A 16745-nucleotide genomic window follows, 5' to 3' on the forward strand; every position below is an offset into this window, starting at 1 on the left:
GTCGCAAGTTCCCTTGGTCCTAGATGCCGTCCGCACCGCTGCGCTGGCAGTGTTGAGCGGATCAGAAGCCGAGGCGGGCCAGGGCTTTGGGGTCGGACTGCCAGTCCTTGGCGGTGCGCACGTGCAGGTCGAGGTAGACCTTGCGTCCCAGCAGCTTCTCGATGCCCTTGCGGGCGGTGACGCCCACCTCCTTGAGGCGCCGTCCGCCCTTGCCGATGATGATGGCCTTCTGGGAGTCGCGCTCGACGACGAGGCTCACGCGCACCTGGAGGCGGCCCCCGGCGCCCTTGATGTGTCCGACCTCTCGCTCGTCGTCGGGGTCGGCGATCTCGTCGACGACGACGGCCAGGGAGTGGGGCAGCTCGTCGCGCACGCCCTCCAGGGCGGCCTCGCGCACGAGCTCGGCGATCATGACCTGCTGGGGCTCGTCGGTGATCTCGCCGGTGGGGTACAGCGGCGGGGACAGGGGCATGTACTTGAAAAGGACCTCCTCGAGGACGTCGATCTGCTCGTTGCGCTGGGCCGAGACCGGGACGATGTCGGCCCACTCCCCCAGCTCGCTGACGGCCAGGAGCTGGGCGGCCAGGGCCTCACGGGTGACGGTGTCGGCCTTGGTGACGACTGCGACCACGGGGGTGCGCAGCTCGGCGAGGTCGCGGGTGATGAAGCGGTCGCCGGGGCCGATCTTCTCATTGGCGGGGATGCAGAAGACGACGACGTCGACGTCGGTGAGGGTCTCGCGCACCAGGTCGTTGAGGCGCTTGCCCAGCAGGGTGCGGGGGCGGTGGAGGCCGGGGGTGTCGACCAGGACGATCTGCGCGTTCTCCTTGTGGATGACGCCGCGCACGTTGTGGCGGGTGGTCTGGGGGCGCCCGGAGGTGATGGCGATCTTGGCGCCGACCATGGCGTTGGTGAGGGTGGACTTGCCGGCATTGGGACGGCCCACGATGCAGGCGAAGCCGGCGCGGAAGTCCTCGGGGAAGTCGGGGACGACGATCTCGACCCGGGCCGAATCCGCAGAGTCGGCGGTGTCAGCTGCGTCGGCGCTCTCGTCCGCGTCGTCGTCCTCGTCCAGGATCGGGAAGCCGTCCGCGTCCAGCCGGATGGCGCCGGAGCCGTCGGAGTCGTCAGCGCCGTCGGAGTCGTCGCCGGACTCGTCCTCGCCGCCTTCCTCGTCGTCGGGGTCGGTGAGCGGGTTGGGGCCGTCCATGAGCTCGGCGTCGGTGGGGAAGCGGAAGCCGACCGGGGCGGGGCCGGGCGCGGGCATCTCGAGGGGCTCGGCCAGCAGCTCCTCGGGAGTCTCCCCGGGGGCCTGGGGCTGGTCGTCGCGGGCTGCGGGGGCGGTCTGGTCGGCGGTGTCAGTCATCGGTGTCCTCTTCGGGGGCGGGGGTGCGCGAGGCGAGAATAGTGGAGACCTGGCGGCGGCGGCCGGTGGCCTCCTCGGCCTGGAGGTGGACGCCCTGGGTGTCTCCGGCGGCGCCGGGCAGGGGGACGCGGCCGATGGCTTTGGTGAGCAGGCCGCCGACGGTGTCGACGTCGTCGTCGTCGATCTCGAGGTCGAAGAGCTCGCCGAGCTCGTCCAGGGCGAGTCGGGCGGGGACGCGGTAGGTGCCGGGGGCGACTTCGATGACCTCGGGCAGCTCGGGGTCGTGCTCGTCGGTGAGCTCGCCGACGACCTCCTCCAGGAGGTCCTCCATGGTGACGAGCCCGGCGGTGCCGCCGTACTCGTCGACGGCCAGGGCCATGTGGAAGCGGCCGGTCTGCATCTCGCGCAGGAGGTCGTCGGCGGGCTTCATCTCGGGGACGTACTCGGCGTCCCGGGTGAAGCCGGCCACGGCGAGGGCTTCGTGCTCGGGGTGGGCGGCCAGGCGGCGCAGGACGTCCTTGAGGTAGAGGATGCCGCGCACGTCGTCGGCGTCCTCCCCGATGACGGGGACGCGCGAGTAGCCGGAGCGGATGAACAGGCGCATGGCGGCGGAGGCGGGCTTGTGGGCGTCGATGGTGACCATGTCGGTGCGCGGGACCATGACCTCGCGCACGAGGGTCTGGCCGAGCTCGACGACCGAGCGCATCATCTCGCGGTCCTCGTCCTCGATGGTGTCGGTCTCGCCGATCTCGTCGATCATCTCGCGCAGGTCCTCGTTGACGGCCTCGCGGGTCTCGGCGTCGGTGGGGGCGGACTCGGGGCGGCGGGTGCGGGAGACGAGGCGGCGCTGGGGGGCGGCCAGGACGTCGACCCAGGTGAGCAGGCCGCCCAGGGCGAGCAGGGTGCCGGCGGGGTTGCGCCGGCCGTAGGTGCGTGGGGAGAAGCCGACGACGACGCCCAGCAGGATGATGTTGGCCAGCAGGGCCAGGGCCAGGACCTGCCACCAGGCGCGCACGAGCCCGGAGGCGGCCAGGGTGATGAGGACGGCGGCGAGCATGTCGACGGCGACGCGGGCGACGCTGAGGGCGCCCAGGACCCGGGTGCGGTGCTCGGCCAGGCGGCGGACCCGGGTGGCTCCGCGGCGGCCCTCTTCGATGAGGTCGTCGGCGGCGGCGCGGGTGAAGCGCAGCAGGGCGGACTCGCCGGCTGACAGGAGGGCACCCAGGGCCAGGACGATCACCGCGCAGGCGATGAGCGCGGCGGTGGGGATGCCGGTCACGCGGGGCTCACTTGCCGCGCTCGGCCAGGAAGGTCAGCAGGAGGCGGCGCTGGAGGTCGAACATCTCCTTCTTCTCCTCGGGCTCAGCGTGGTCGTAGCCCAGGAGGTGGAGGATGCCGTGGACGGTGAGCAGGAGCATCTCCTCGACCGCGGAGTGGCCGGCGGCCAGGGCCTGCTTGGCGGCAACCTGCGGGCACAGGACGATGTCGCCCAGGGTGCCGGCGGGGGTGGGCGAGTCGGCTGAGCCGGGACGCAACTCGTCCATGGGGAAGCTCATGACGTCGGTGGGGCCGGGCAGGTCGAGCCAGCGCACGTGGAGCTCTTCCATGGGCTCGGGGTCGATGAACATGATGTTGAGCTCGGCGGCGGGGCTGACGTGCATGGCGGTCAGGACGTGGTCGGCGAGGGCCGCGAACTCGGCGGCGTCGATGACGGTGGTGGTCTCGTTGATGACCTCAGTGGTCATGCGGGTTCCTCTCCGAGTAAGGCCGGGCGGGGCGGTTGCTGCTCCCCCGACGGTACTGGCTGTTGCGGCCGCTGCGGCCAGGCGGTCCGGCGGGTCGGGCGGCGGCGTCCTGGGCGGCGACCTCGGCGTCGTGGCGGGCGTAGGCCTCAATGATGCGGCCCACGAGGCGGTGGCGTACGACGTCGGCCGATCCGAGCTCGCAGAAGCTGATGCCGTCGACGCCGGCGAGGATCTTGCGCACGACGATGAGGCCGGACTCGCGTCCGCCGGGCAGGTCGACCTGGGAGATGTCTCCGGTGACGACCATGCGTGAGCCGAAGCCGAGGCGGGTGAGGAACATCTTCATCTGCTCGGGGCTGGTGTTCTGGGCCTCGTCGAGGATGACGAAGGCGTCGTTGAGGGTGCGTCCGCGCATGTAGGCCAGGGGCGCGACCTCAATGGTGCCGGCGGCCATGAGGCGGGGCAGGGCCTCGGGCTCGAGCATGTCGTGGAGGGCGTCGTAGAGGGGACGCAGATAGGGATCGATCTTGTCGGTGAGGCTGCCGGGCAGGAAGCCGAGGTTCTCGCCGGCCTCGACGGCGGGGCGGGTGAGGATGATGCGCGAGACGCGCTTGCGGGCCAGGGCGTCGACGGCCTTGGCCATGGCCAGGTAGGTCTTGCCGGTGCCGGCGGGGCCGATGCCGAAGGTGATCGTGGATTCCTCGATGGCGTCGGTGTAGGCCTTCTGGCCGAGCGACTTGGGGCGGATGGTGCGGCCGTGGGAGGTGAGGATGTCGTCGGTGAGGACCTCGGTGGGGCGGGTGGAGGTCTCCAGCAGGCCGACGGCGCGCTCGACGGCGTCCGCGGTCAGGGGTGTGCCGGTGCGGGCGACGTCGATGAGCTCGGAGAGCAGGACGACGACGGTGTCGACGCGGGCGGCGGGACCGGAGACGGTGACGGCGGTGCCGCGCACGTGAATGTCGACGTCGGTGAAACCCTTCTCGATGGCGCGCAGGACCTCGTCCCGGGCGCCCAGGAGGGTCACCGGGGCGACGTCCTCGGGAAGGGTGAGGGTGCGCGTGACGTCCACCGGTTCGGCGGAGGTGGCCGCACCGGCGGGGCCCGCGGCGGAAGCGGAGTCGACAGTGGCCGGAGAGGTGGTCGCCGCGGTCGCGGCTGCTGGTGTGATGGGCGTATTCGTCATCTCGGGGCCCATGCTACCGGCCAGGGCGCGGCGGACCAGTCGGTGTTGTGGCAACCGGACTCATCCCCACCGCTGCGTTCAGGGGAAGTGACATACCGAGGCCGGTCGATGTGGTGCGTTCCAATGGCTCCGTCCGGATCGGCTAGGGTTGCCCCATTGTTCAGCGGCAGCGAAGCACGCGATCAGGAAGTGCGAAGCGGGTGGTGTTGTAGTGACCGGCGATCTTAGCGCCGTAGTGACGATCTCTGAGCCGTACCGGCTGTCCTTCGCGTTGGGCGGTCTCCTGGCGACGGAGGCCATGGTCGCTGCTCCCCTGTATCTGGAACTGTGTGACTGGGCAGCAGTCCGGAAGGCGTTGGATGCCGACAACCTGCTGCATGCACGTACCCGCTCGACGGCGGTCAGGCTCACCCGCGAGCTCATTCAGCGGTTGTCTGTGCTCAGCGATACCGAAATAGCCTATCTGGTCACCGCTCCAGGGCCGGAACGTCTGCATCTGATGTGGGCAGCGATGTGCCGGCATTATGCATTCGTGGCGGAGTTCGCTCAGGATGTGGTGCGCGACCACTTCCTGCTGGGGGTCTCGCAGCTGCTTCCGGCCGACTTCGAGCGATTCTGGGACTCCAAGGCCCTGTGGCACGCGGAGTTGGAGGAGACCAGGCCCTCAACTCGTAACAAACTGCGCACCAACCTGTTTCTGGCGTTGCGCCAGAGCGGCATGCTCGCCGATGACGCCACGATTATCTCCCCGCTGCTGTCGGCGGAAGTGTCGGCGCTCCTGGATGCGCGCACGCCCAGCGATCGACGTTTCTTCCCTGTAGGAGGCGGCCTGTGAGCGACGATGACATCGCTTCTGTTGAGCAGCATGTGCTCGCTGTGCTCTCGTCTGACCGGTTCCTACGCATGGAGGGGCTGGGCAACGAGGTGCCATTCTTCATCTGGCCCTACCCGCCCGAGCAGGAGCTTGAGGTGCAGTCGGCGAATAGCCGTATCGTTGACAGGCTGCGTACCACACGCGGTCTGAACGTCCTCGTGGTGGATCTCTTTGAGCTGGCCGTTGAGCTGCTTGAAGGGCGCGGCGGCAACATGCTGGAACGCCTGGAGCAGATCGAGCCCACCCGCAGCCGCTCTGCCTTCCGCCGGGACTTGCAGCGCATGCTTGATCCGGAGCAGCACATCGTCCCCGCTATCGAGCGTCGTATCGAGGCCGAGGCTGGCGTCGACCTGCTCGTGCTGACCGGAATCGGGCGAGTGTTCCCCTTTATCCGCTCACACAACGTTCTGAACAACCTGCAAGTCGCCGTCCCTGACTTCCCTGTGCTCATGCTTTTTCCAGGCGAGTACTCGCAGACGGCGTCATTGGGGTCATCTCTGGTGCTGTTCAACCTCTTGACGGATGACCAGTACTACCGTGCCAAGAACGTTCTGGAACAGGAGCCAGCATGAGCCAGATGATGATTGGTGATCTCTTTGCCAAGGACGTCTCCCGCGCCATCGAGGGAGTCATCAAGGCCGACGACGCCAAGCATCTCGCCACCGAGATTGACGAATACGTCCTCACCGGAGAGACAGCGGCAGCCCTGTCCGAGCTGTTGGAGACCTACACTGATCCCGTCTACAACGGCGGCAACGGTGTGTGGATCTCGGGTTTCTTTGGTTCCGGTAAGTCGCACCTGCTCAAGATGCTGGCCTTCCTGCTGGGTGATGTGCCCGGACGGCTCAGCGCCAGGAAGGACGCAACGGACGCCTTCAAGAAGAAGGCCGAGGCAGAGAAGGATGCCTTCCTGCAGGGCAAGCTCACTCAGGTTGAGCACATCCCGGCCACCTCCCTGCTGTTCAACATCGATCAGAAGGCGCCCCTGATCGATAAGAACCAGACCGACGCCCTCCTGCAGGTGTTCGTGAAGGTGTTCAACGAGGCACGGGGCTACTACGCGGGCGAGCCGTCGGTGGCCCGCTTCGAGCGAGACCTGGATCGGCGCGGTCTGCTTGAGGACTTCCAGCAGGTTTTCTCCCAGATCGCCGGCGTCCCGTGGGAACAGGGCCGGGAAGAAGGGATTCTCCAGGAGCACAACGTCACAAGGGCGTTCTCAGAGGTGACCGGCGAGCCGACTTCCGAGAGCATCCTGTCCCGCTATGAGGAGCAGTACTCCCTATCCATTGAGGACTTCGCCGATGAGGTCGCCCAGTGGCTGGAGGCTCAGCCTGAGGGGCATCGCCTGTTGTTCATGGTGGACGAGGTTGGCCAGTTCATCGGCTCCAACACCAAGCTCATGCTGAACCTGCAGACGATTGTGGAGACGCTGAGCACGCGCTGCAACGGGCGCGCTTGGGTGTGTGTCACCAGCCAGGAGGACATGGATAGCGTCATCGGGGATCGGACTAGGACCCAGGGCAACGACTTCTCCAAGATCCAGGCCCGCTTCGCCACACGCATGAAGCTGACGAGCCACGACGTGGAGGAGGTGGTCAAGAAGCGTCTGCTCAGTAAGAACGCCGACGCCGAGGCCGCTCTCGATCCGCTGTACGACGAGTTCCACACAAGTTTCCGCGCCCTGTTCGATTTCGTCGATGGCTCCAAGACGTACCGCAACTACGACACTCGGGACAGGTTCACGCAGGTCTACCCGTTTGTGCCCTACCAGTTCCCCTTCTTCCAGACGGCCTTGGTGGGGCTGTCTGAGCACAACGTGTTCGAGGGCCGGCACGCCTCGGTGGGCGAGCGCTCGATGCTGGGGGTGGTGCAAGATGTCGCCACACATTTGAAGGAGTCCACGGTCGGCGCAGTCGTGTCCTTTGACGCCATGTTCACCGGAATCCGGCAGGCGGTGAAGTCCGCCGCTACTCGCAACATTGCGACGGCAGAGTCGCAGCTTCCGGAGGGGCCGGTGCGGGACGTGGCGGTCCGACTGCTCAAGGCGCTGTTCCTGGTGAAGTATGTGGGTGACTTCTCCGCCACCCCACGCAACCTGACTGTGCTCCTGTACAACCGTTTCGGCCAGGACCTCACCGAGCTGAACAGGCAGGTTTCCCAGGCACTCGACCTCCTGGAGCAACAGACCTATGTCCAGCGCAATGGCTCGGTCTACGAGTACCTGACCAATGAGGAACAGGACATCGAGAACGAGATCAAGAGCACCGACGTCGACTCCACGGAGATCTCCAAGCTCTTGGCCTCCGTCATCAATCAGGACGTGGTCCGGGGTACCTCAGTGCGTCATTCGGTCACGGGTCGGGACTTCAAGTACCAGTTGCTGCTGGATGAGATCTCCTACAGCCGGGCGCAGCTGCTGGCGGTGCACTACATCTCCTCCGCCCTGGGCTTGTCTCGTGAGGTCGTTGTGGCCCAGTCCATGGGGCGTGACGAGCTCAGGGTGGTGCTGGCAGACGATGCTCGGATGTATCAGGATCTGCGGTTGCATGTTCAGACGGATAAGTACGTCCGGCTGCGTGCGGGCTCGTCTCTGACCGATTCTCAGAGCCATATTCTCGATTCCAAGAAGCGGCAGAACAGCAAACGACGCAAGGAGCTGACCGCACGCGTCAAGCAGGCCATCAGCGACGCTGAACTGATCATCGGTGGGGCGTCGATTGCCGTGTCCTCCTCGGATCCGGTGCAGCGTGTGCAGGAGGGTCTGGAACAGCTGATCACGCGCACCTACCCGTATCTGTCGTTGCTCGGTTCCATCCAGTACTCGGAGTCGGACATCGCCCGGGTGGCGAGCGATGATCCGGCTCTGCTGGACCGGAGTACGGATACGCTTCAGCCTCTGGCCGAGGAGATCCACACCTGGCTGTCCTCCCAGCGCGCGCTGGGTGTGAGGACCACCGTCAAGCAGGTCGTCTCCTACTTCGAGGGCAAGCCCTATGGGTGGACCTTGCCGAGTATCCTGTGTGCCCTCGCACGCTTGGCCGCTACCTCACGGGTGTCCATGACGCTCGATGGGAGCACTGTGAAGCGTACGGAGCTTCCCGCCGTGCTGCCCGTCGGTAAGAAGAAGCACGAGGCGATCGCGGTGGCCCCGCAGCGCAGCTTCGACGCTGCCCGGGTCAGTGGACTGCGAAACTTTGCCCGGGAGTTTTTCGCCACTGGTCAGCTTCCGAATGATCCTTTGGAGCTGGCCGACGACGTGAGGACACGGTTCGAGGATGAGTATCGGACGCTGAAACAACAACAGGACACCTTCGTCAACATTTACCCCTTCCTGGCTGCACTGAATGCACCGTTGACGCTGATCCGGGAGGTGATGGGGCGCGAATCCGAGTGGTATCTGGACCAGTTCTCCGCCCACACCGACGATCTGTTGGACGCGAAGCAGGATGTGATCGATCCCGTCACCCAGTTCCTGAACGGCAGTCAGAAGACCATCTACGACGAAGCCGTGCACCTGTTGTCCGAGCGCAAGGACACTCTCCGCTATCTGAAGACGGATGAGGCGAGCAGAGTCGAGTCGCTGCTGGCCGATCAGAACATCTTCCGAGGGCAGCGGATGAGGCATCTGAAGGACGCCGCCGGCGAGCTGCGCGCCGCCACGGACCGGATCCTGGCAGACGAGCGGGCTGAGGCATCCGATCTCATCGGCGAGCGCGCGAACGATCTGCGCCGCAGTGCCGCCTGGGAACATGCCACCGACGCCACTCACACGAAGGTTAACCGCAGAATTGACGTGGCCACGCAGCAGGTGGTTGAGGCTGTCTCGGTGCCAGTGATTCGCCAGCTCGCCCGTGAGTTTGACGAGGAGAGCTATGACGAGCTGCTAGCGGCTCTGGAGGCAGACCGCCGCACAGCGGAGAACAATGCCGAGACCAGCACACCAACTCCCCCTGCACCGATAGTGGTTCCGCTCAGGCAGTTGCCCCATCCGCGTAAGCGCATGCTGCGCACCCCCGCCGATGTTGATGCCTACATCGATGAGTTGCGGGGCATCCTCCTCCAAGCGGTCGACTCTGGAAAGCAGGTGTCCCTGTGATTGATACCCGGACCTTGGAGGCCTTCGCCGCCTCAGCCCGGTCCCAGCTCATGGCGGAGGTTGAGGCTCGCCTCACGGCAGTACTCTCCCCGGCATCGACGGCGCGCGAGGAGTTCCCGAGTGCGATCAAGGCACTGGAGAAGCGCATCCGCCATCACGGCGGTGACGCGGCCGGCCGACGGCGGGTCGTGGAGGAACAGGCCTATGTCTGGTTCAACCGGATTGTTGCGCTACGGTTCATGGATGCCAACGGCTACACGTCCCCAGCGTTGGTTTCCCCGGACGGCGGGGCAACAGTGGGCCAGCCGGCGGTGCTTGCCGCCGCCAAGAGGGGCGAGTTCGATCAGCAGGTCTTCAGCCCGACTGAGCGCATCACCGGCCTACTGAACGGCACGATCACGAGTCCAGCTCCGCAAGAGGAGGCCTATGGGCTGCTCCTGCGCGCATACTGCGCCGCCTGGAACCGGATGATGCCGTTCATGTTCGCCCCCGACGGTGACTACACCACCTTGCTCATGCCCGCGGACATGCTGGCCGACAGCTCTGTGCGCGCGCAGGCGGTCAGAGCGCTGACCGCAGAGATGTGCCGGGACGTGGAGGTCATTGGCTGGCTGTACCAGTTCTACATCGCTGAGCGTAAGGCCGAGGTCTTCGCCGGCTTCCGAAAGAACCAGAAAGCCGGCGCGGCTGAGATTCCAGCGGCGACACAGTTGTTCACCCCGGACTGGATCGTGCGCTATCTGGTGGAGAACTCGGTCGGCCGCCTGTGGATGCTGAACCATCCGACCTCTCGTCTGATCGAGAAGATGGACTACTACGTCGAGCCCTCCAGTAGCGAGACCGACTTCCTCCGGATCACGGAGCCGGAGCAACTGACGGTCATGGACCCGTGCTGCGGCTCAGGTCACATGCTTACCTACGCCTTCGATCTTCTCTACGCCATCTATGAGGAAGAGGGCTACGCACCCTCAGAGATTCCCACACAGATTCTCACGCACAACGTATTCGGCACGGAGATCGACCCACGCGCCGCAGCACTGGCCGCCTTCGCACTGATGATGAAGGCTCGGGCACGTCAGCGTCGCTTCCTACGCGACCCCGTGCTACCAAACATCCAGGTCATCGAGCCAGTGGAGTTCAATGCAACGGAACTCGACCAACTTGCTGGCACCGAAGCCGTTACTCAGGCAGACCGGTACTTCTGGCAGAGTTTCATTCACGCCGATGTGCTGGGCTCCCTCATCGCCCCGGACGCCGCAGCGCTGCTCGGCGCAAAAGAGCGATTAACCTCGATCATGACTGACACCCTGGACGTCTCGGGTCTGAACTCTCGCGCTGAGCAGGTAGTGGTGCAGGCGGAGTACCTGACCCGGTCCTACGCGGTGGTGGCGACGAACCCACCGTACATGGGCAGCAGAAACATGGGATCGATGCTGTCCACCTGGCTGAAGAAGCACCACCCACAGGCGAAATCCGACCTGTTCGCAGCCTTCATCGAGCGGTGCCTGCAGCTTGCCGACGCCGAGCACGGCCTGGTCGCCATGATCACCATGCAGGCATGGATGTTCCTCGGCTCCTTTGAGAAGCTGCGCCGTCACATCCTGCGTGACGCCCCACCAACGACCATGCTGCATCTGGGCGAACGGGCCTTCGACTCGATCGGCGGGGAAGTTGTCTCCACGACGGCCTTCGTTCTGGAGCACGCGCGCAGCACTGGCGAGGTCTGCGAGTATGTCCGGGCAGTACCCGGCAACTCCGAGGCCGAGAAGGAGCACCTGCTCAGGGACGCCCTGACAGGCGCTTCCGACCTTCGGTTCTCCGCTCGCCCTCACACACTGCTTGCGCTCCCTGGAGCACGACTCGCCTACTGGCTGTCGCCAGCCATGACGCGCGCCTTCACCGAGGGCAAGCCACTTGGCGAGGTCGCCGCTCCAAAGCAGGGCCTGGCGACAACTAACAATGCACGGTTTACTCGGTCATGGTGGGAGGCGCCTATTTCGTCAATCGGCATCGGGTACACCAGAGACAACGCAAACTCGTCGCAACTCACCTGGTTCCCTTACAACAAAGGAGGAGAATTCAGAAAATGGTACGGAAATCAGACCCTCATCGTCAATTGGTTTGCCGACGGACTGGAAATTCGAAATACAATCATCAACAAGTACCCATACTTAAATGGCAATTACGAGTGGGTAGCGAAGAACATGGAGGCCTATTTCAACACTTCGGTTTCATGGTCAAAAATTAGCAGCGGCACGCCCGCATTCCGACTATATCCACAAGGTTTTGTGTTCGACGTCGCCGGCACCTCAGTGTTTTCCAATATCGAAGATACGAGGCTCGCTCTCTTGTCGTTCTGTAACTCACAAATCGCAGAACGAATGTTGACGGTTCTTGCACCCACTCTAAACTACGAAGTGGGCCAGATTTCTCAACTACCAATCATCGACCAACAGTGTAATGACAGTTTGCTGTCGACTGCGAAACAGCTTGTCCAAGAGTTCCGAAACGACTGGAACACCTACGAGACCTCATGGGACTTCAAGTTCAACCCGCTCGTCAAGCATGCTCACCTGGGAGGCTCGTTAGCAGACGCACTGGAGCGCTGGTGGCAGGACTCTCTCAGCGCTGCGCATGAGGCCCAGGAGCTTGAGACCGAAAACAACCGCTATTGGGCTGAGGTCTACGGCCTTCGGGATGAGGTTCCCATTGAAGTTCCGCTGAGCCGGGTCTCGCTGACCTCCAACCCCTACTTCCGCTACGTACCCAACAAGGGCGCCACGCGCACGGACGAGGAGTATCGCCGCCTCTTCACGGCGGATGCCGTCCGCGATCTCATCTCCTACGGCGTCGGCTGTCTGTTCGGCCGTTACAGCCTTGACACTCCTGGCCTCGTGCTCGCCGATCAGGGCGACACCATTCAGGACTTTCTCGACATGGTTCCACGACCGAGTTTCACCCCCGATAAGGACGGAGTCATCCCCATCACATCCGGCGAATGGTTTGCAGACGACATTGTCACTCGATTCCGCTCCTTCCTCGCAGCCGCTTTCGGCAAGGAGCACCTTGAGGCAAACCTGCGTCTGATTGAAGACTCATTGGGTAAGTCGCTGCGACAGTACTTTGTGAAGGACTTCTATAGAGACCATTGCCGTCGTTACTCCAACCGGCCGATCTACTGGATGGTCTCCTCCCGACCCGACAATAAGGCCTCCTTCCAGGCTCTGATCTACCTGCACCGCTACACGCCGGACACGCTGAACACGGTGCTCGGTGACTACCTGAGGGAGTTCCAGGCAAAGCTGCGCACTGAGATCGGCCACCTGGAGCGATCCAAGACGGCCGCCGACCAGAAGCGCGCTGACGCCTACCGCAAGGCGCTGACCGAGTGCGAGGACTACGAAAGGGATACTCTGTTCCCCCACGCATCTCGTCGACTGTCTATCGATCTTGATGACGGCGTCTTGGTCAACTACCTCCGCTTCGGTCAAGCGCTCCAGAAGATCCCCGCCATCGAGAAGAAACGACGCGACGTCCAGACCTGGACCTGGCCGACCAACCAGCTCACCTCCGAGGATGGCTTCAAATGACTAAAACTTTGATCCGCAAAGTCGAGAGGATCAAGAACTACCGTATCTTCCAGAACTGGCAGCCAGACGGTGGCGTTGAGTTCGCCCGGGTCAATCTCATTTACGGCCAGAATGGAAGCGGCAAGAGCACCTTCGCGAGCCTCCTGGCAGGCTGTGCTGCGAACGCAACTGCCGAATCCGAGTCCCGCGGCGATGGCAATGACGAGGCCAGTGCCGGCTTGCAGCTGCTTGCGACCCACGATGCAGGGAACTCTTTTTTCCAAATCGGCTTGGACGATCGTGAATTTTGGAGTCGAGTGCGAGTATTCAATAAAGATTTCGTTCACAGAAGCCTTCGGTTTGAGGAACCAAACGGGCCATCTCCTGAGGCACTCCTGACTATAGGTAAAAAACTCGCAGACGCTGCAGAAAAGCTCGAAGAGCTACGCCCTCAACTTGATGAGGCACGACAGAAACTCGCTACCGCGAACACCACTTGGACAACAACAAATAATACCATAAATAACCGATCTAGTGATATAGCAAGGCAGGTCACAACTGACCTTTCTGGCGCACCCGGCTTCAACCCGCGCAGTTACGACCGGAGAAATGTCAAGAGACTTCTCGACAGTTTCGATAGCGACCCGACAGTCTTGGCGGCCGATACAACGAATCTGCTTGTTGATCGTAAAATTGCAACAGGTCATGCGATGCGGCCAGTTCCCCTCCAACCTCGGGGAACTTTGCTGGAACAGGAGGTTCTTGAAGACGCACGTGCACTACTATCGGCAAACATCTTGAGCAACATGCTCATCGGAGAACTGGTGGGACACTCAGACCGGTCCAAGTGGGTTCAGGAAGGCATCATTCTTCACAACCACTTGGAAAAGTGTCTGTTCTGCGGTCAGGAACTTACCTCCGATCGACTCAAAGCCCTTAACGCGCATTTCGACGAGTCGTTCAAAAAGCTCCAGAACGGCATCGACAACCTCATATTCCGCCTACAAAACTCGGAGGCAACGTCAAAGGGTTACCTGGACGCATTTCCCGCCCGATCTGAGATATATGAGGACTTGCATGAGAAACTGCTGAGCTCCCGAGAAACCTATGAGGCAGAACACAAGGTCTACGCCGACACAATCCACTGCATTGTGTCAGCCTTGAAAGAGAAGAGAGAGAATCCCTTTAGTATTCCAGCCCTCAGTTCGAACCTCGTTCTGACAGCTCCGAGCGTTTCTGCTCTCAATTCGATTGTCGGCATGCATCAGGCAAGGATCGACCACCATGATGCCGAGGCGATCGAGGCAGCCGAACGCGTTAAACACTACCACGCGAGGAGCTTCTTAGATGAATATAAACAACTCAAAGAAAACCTTAAGCTGCAGAGGGTGGAGATAAATCACCAAAAGGACACGGTGGAGGACCTCGAACGGCAGATTACCACTCTGGAAAACGTGGATGGCGACCCCGTCCCAGGAGCCGAGGAACTCACCAAGGGCCTGACTGGCCTCTTGGGTCGCAATGAACTGACTTTTAGTGCCCACGGAGCGAAGCACTACGCCATCAAACGAGCCGGAGCGCCCGCCACCCATCTCAGTGAGGGGGAACAGACCGCCATTGCCCTGTTGTACTTCCTCTCGAGTGTCAGAAAGGACAAGATCGCGGGGGATCCTCCGATCGTCGTCATCGACGACCCGGTCTCCAGCCTCGATCAAGGCATTCTTTTCGGTGCCTCCGCTCACATATGGTCGGAGCTAGTCGTCAACACCTATGCCAGCCAGGTTTTTGTTTTAACCCACAACTTTGAGTTCTTCCGTCAGTGGCTCATCCAGATGGAAGCCGTACCAAAGAGCCGACGTGAGGGAGGGTACAAGGCTTATCGGATTTGCGCTCACGTAGACGACCATGGTCGACGTAGGCCTGTATTCGAGGTTTGGGAACTCGACGATGATCGACGGAAGAAGCTGCGTTCTCAGTACCATTTCCTCTTCGACCAGGTCGCAACTACTCTTAAAGAATCTGACAGAGACCTCGACTCGATAGCCCAGATGGAAGCAGCCGCCCTGGTGCCCAACACGGCCCGTAAGCTGTTGGAAGGCTTTTTGAGTTTCCGCACACCCGCAAACATGGGAAAACTGCACAACTCCGTACGTGCCGCCCTTGATGCGCGTCCAGGACTGGATGACTCGGTGCGCACGATGGTTGTGCGGTACGCTCACGCAAACTCGCACCTAGAGGAGGCAGACCCGACGAAGCCGCTTGAACCGAGTGAGTCAGTGCCTTTTCTGCATGCACTGTTCACGTTTATGGACCATGTGGACAGTGAGCATTTCACTTCAATGTGCCAAGCACTCGGACATGATCCGGAGGTATTGCTGGGCACTTCGTCCTCGACAGCAGAAGAAGCTCCGGCATGAGAGAATATTTTTCGCTCGGAGCAGATGGGCGCCTTGCAGACCACGAGAGTAAGACCCTCGAGGTCAAACGCGATCTGTCGTCGCCCGACGGTCCGCTGCGGACGATCGTTGCCTTTGCGAACTCGGCGGGCGGGCGGCTCGTCATCGGGGTCACAGACGACGGTACGGTCGTCGGCGTCGATGACCCGCTCGCCGAGGAGGAACGCATCGCCAGCCTCATCGACGACCGAATCTCGCCCCAGCTGGTGCCTGCCATCGACCTAGTGACATTGAGAGACAAGACGGTCCTCATTGTCGACGTGCCGCTCAGCACTCGTCGCCCGCACCACATCACCTGTCTGGGACCGGAAGCCGGCGTCTACGTACGCCTCGGTTCCACCACACGGCAAGCAGACCCGGCACTCGTTGCCGAGTTAGAGCGCAATGCCCGCGGCATCGCTTTCGAAGGCCTGCCCGAGCCACGCGCCATATTTGAGGATCTGGATCTGGAGGTCCTTTCCAAGCTGCGCGGACGCAGCACGTCCGTCGCCGACCTTCTGGCACTCGGCCTCGCCGTCCAACAGGGAGACCAGATCGTCCCCACCAATGCGGGCATCCTCGCAGCCTGCCCCGATCCCACACGCTTTCACCCCTCCGCCTGGGTCCAGTGCGGCCGCCTGCGCGGCCCGCACGGCACAGACATCTTCGACCAGACCGAGATTCACGGCCCCATGCCACTCGCAGTCGACTGTGCCGTGGAGTTCTTGCTCAAACACGCCTACAAGACCGCGGTGTTCGGCGAGGTGCGGCGCCGCGACATCTACTCAATCCCCATCGAGCCGATCCGCGAAGTGATCGTCAACGCCCTTGTGCACGCCTCCTACGCGGAACGCGGCACGCCCATCAGGGTCGGCTTCTACGACGACCGCATTCAGGTGGACAGCCCGGGTTTGCTGTTGCCAGGCATGACCATCGACACGATGCGACGCGTATCCCGCCTGCGCAACCCCGCCCTCGCGCGCATCTTCCGTGAGGCCGGGATCATGGAGCAGTGGGGCACCGGCGTCCAGCGTGTCTTCGAGCAAGTGGCCGAAGCCGGCCTGCCCGAGCCCATCATCGAAGAGATCCAGGACCGAGTGAGGGTGACGATCTACATACCCAACCACGATCCACAGCAGGCTACCGCGCACGGCGCTCGAGAACCGGAAAGCGAGGCGCAGAAGCCAGAGGATCATAACCACCCAGAACATACCTACACACATAGCAATGTCGGTAGGTATGATGTGGTTATGATGCGGGCAGCCGCTCAGGGGCCGGTTCACCGAAACGCTCTCCTGGAAGCCGCTGACCTGAAGCCCCTGTCACAGAACTACACGCGTCACGTGGTTCCACTGGTGAACCGAGGGCTGCTCGCCATGACGGTACCGGACAAGCCCCGCAGCAAAGCACAGCGGTACATCCTGACGGACGAGGGCCGAGCCTACCTGCGCCACCTCACGGAAGACTCCGAATGAAC

At 62.8% G+C, this 16745-nt stretch carries 10 protein-coding genes; 6 read left to right on the forward strand and 4 right to left on the reverse strand.

Going from position 1 to position 16745, the window contains the following annotated elements:
• Positions 1-61: 61 nt before the first annotated feature.
• Genes era through FK267_RS09810 form a run of 4 tightly spaced genes read right to left on the reverse strand, consistent with a single transcriptional unit; the run spans position 62 to position 4294 of the window.
• Positions 62-1366, reverse strand: coding sequence for a GTPase Era (gene era, locus FK267_RS09795; RefSeq protein ID WP_141407050.1), 1305 nt, complete (start codon positions 1364-1366; stop codon positions 62-64).
• Positions 1359-2645 carry a hemolysin family protein gene (locus FK267_RS09800; RefSeq protein ID WP_141407051.1) on the reverse strand — a complete coding sequence of 429 codons (1287 nt, stop codon included), beginning with the start codon at positions 2643-2645 and terminating at the stop codon, positions 1359-1361. Before FK267_RS09800 ends, era begins: the two co-directional genes overlap by 8 nt.
• A gap of 7 nt (positions 2646-2652) precedes the next feature.
• Positions 2653-3111 carry an rRNA maturation RNase YbeY gene (gene ybeY / locus FK267_RS09805; protein WP_004565094.1) on the reverse strand — a complete coding sequence of 153 codons (459 nt, stop codon included), beginning with the start codon at positions 3109-3111 and terminating at the stop codon, positions 2653-2655.
• Positions 3101-4294, reverse strand: a complete 1194-nt coding sequence (locus FK267_RS09810; RefSeq protein ID WP_198498156.1) for a PhoH family protein — start codon at positions 4292-4294, stop codon at positions 3101-3103. The genes ybeY and FK267_RS09810 overlap by 11 nt, the downstream gene beginning before the upstream one ends.
• A gap of 211 nt (positions 4295-4505) precedes the next feature.
• Between FK267_RS09810 and FK267_RS09815 the strand changes: the two genes are divergently transcribed.
• The 6 genes from FK267_RS09815 to FK267_RS09840 are packed head-to-tail and all read left to right on the forward strand — an operon-like array spanning position 4506 to position 16743.
• A complete protein-coding gene (locus tag FK267_RS09815) occupies positions 4506-5129 on the forward strand; it encodes a DUF1819 family protein (protein WP_232622594.1) in 624 nt (207 codons plus the stop codon).
• On the forward strand, positions 5126-5740 hold the full coding sequence (locus tag FK267_RS09820) for a DUF1788 domain-containing protein (protein ID WP_198498157.1): 615 nt from the start codon (positions 5126-5128) through the stop codon (positions 5738-5740). The genes FK267_RS09815 and FK267_RS09820 overlap by 4 nt, the downstream gene beginning before the upstream one ends.
• Entirely contained in the window at positions 5737-9264 is a 3528-nt protein-coding gene (gene brxC, locus FK267_RS09825) for a BREX system P-loop protein BrxC (RefSeq protein WP_232622595.1), read from the forward strand. The genes FK267_RS09820 and brxC overlap by 4 nt, the downstream gene beginning before the upstream one ends.
• Complete coding sequence (gene pglX, locus FK267_RS09830; protein ID WP_198498158.1) at positions 9261-12854, forward strand: BREX-1 system adenine-specific DNA-methyltransferase PglX; 3594 nt, start codon at positions 9261-9263, stop codon at positions 12852-12854. The genes brxC and pglX overlap by 4 nt, the downstream gene beginning before the upstream one ends.
• A complete protein-coding gene (locus FK267_RS09835) occupies positions 12851-15250 on the forward strand; it encodes an AAA family ATPase (RefSeq protein ID WP_141407052.1) in 2400 nt (799 codons plus the stop codon). The genes pglX and FK267_RS09835 overlap by 4 nt, the downstream gene beginning before the upstream one ends.
• Positions 15247-16743 (forward strand): AlbA family DNA-binding domain-containing protein, encoded by a 1497-nt coding sequence (locus FK267_RS09840; protein ID WP_141407053.1) that lies wholly within the window; start codon positions 15247-15249, stop codon positions 16741-16743. Before FK267_RS09835 ends, FK267_RS09840 begins: the two co-directional genes overlap by 4 nt.
• The last annotated feature ends 2 nt before the right edge of the window (positions 16744-16745 follow it).

This window comes from Actinomyces oris (assembly GCF_006546825.1).
Taxonomy (GTDB): domain Bacteria; phylum Actinomycetota; class Actinomycetes; order Actinomycetales; family Actinomycetaceae; genus Actinomyces; species Actinomyces oris.

Coding starts and splice junctions, on each gene's coding strand:
- FK267_RS09840 (WP_141407053.1), top strand. CDS start 15,247: ATGAGAGAATATTTTTCGCTCGGAGCAGATGGGCGCCTTGCAGACCAC.
- era (WP_141407050.1), bottom strand. CDS start 1,366: ATGACTGACACCGCCGACCAGACCGCCCCCGCAGCCCGCGACGACCAG.
- ybeY (WP_004565094.1), bottom strand. CDS start 3,111: ATGACCACTGAGGTCATCAACGAGACCACCACCGTCATCGACGCCGCC.
- FK267_RS09835 (WP_141407052.1), top strand. CDS start 12,851: ATGACTAAAACTTTGATCCGCAAAGTCGAGAGGATCAAGAACTACCGT.
- FK267_RS09810 (WP_198498156.1), bottom strand. CDS start 4,294: ATGACGAATACGCCCATCACACCAGCAGCCGCGACCGCGGCGACCACC.
- brxC (WP_232622595.1), top strand. CDS start 5,737: ATGAGCCAGATGATGATTGGTGATCTCTTTGCCAAGGACGTCTCCCGC.